Annotated in this window: 1 protein-coding gene; it reads right to left on the bottom strand. The window is 67.4% G+C overall.

The annotated features are described in order from the left end of the window. Window positions 1-380: hypothetical protein (locus IFT44_RS21045; RefSeq protein WP_192176525.1), on the bottom strand; the 380-nt coding region annotated here is incomplete at both ends.

Below are 380 nucleotides of genomic sequence, written 5' to 3'. Positions count from 1 at the left end.
GGCGCGGGCAGCGAGGCGCCGGCGCCGACCACGGTCAAGGCCAGGGCGGGCGAACGGTACACCGTGCCGTCGGCCAGCTTGACGGTGTAGGACACCTCCAGTGTGCCGCCGATGAGTTGCAGCGCCATGTCCTTGAGCACCAGGATGCTCAGCGGCCCACCGGCATTGCCGCTGTCGACCGCGCGCATCTCTTCGTGATACACCGCCCCGCCGGGGCCGGTACCACTCCAGATCAGGGTCACGTTGCTGCCGCTGACCAGCAGCGGGTTGGCCAGCACGATGACCTCGACGGTGTTTTCGCTGATGGACTCCGGTGCCAGGGTGCCACCGGATGCCTTGGGTACTTCCGGCATTTTCAGTTCGTTGCGCGTGCCCACCAC

Origin of the sequence: Pseudomonas sp. CFBP 13710, assembly GCF_014842235.1 — a bacterium.
GTDB classification, from domain to species: Bacteria; Pseudomonadota; Gammaproteobacteria; order Pseudomonadales; family Pseudomonadaceae; genus Aquipseudomonas; species Aquipseudomonas baltica.
This window is presented reverse-complemented; position numbering and strand designations above follow the sequence as displayed.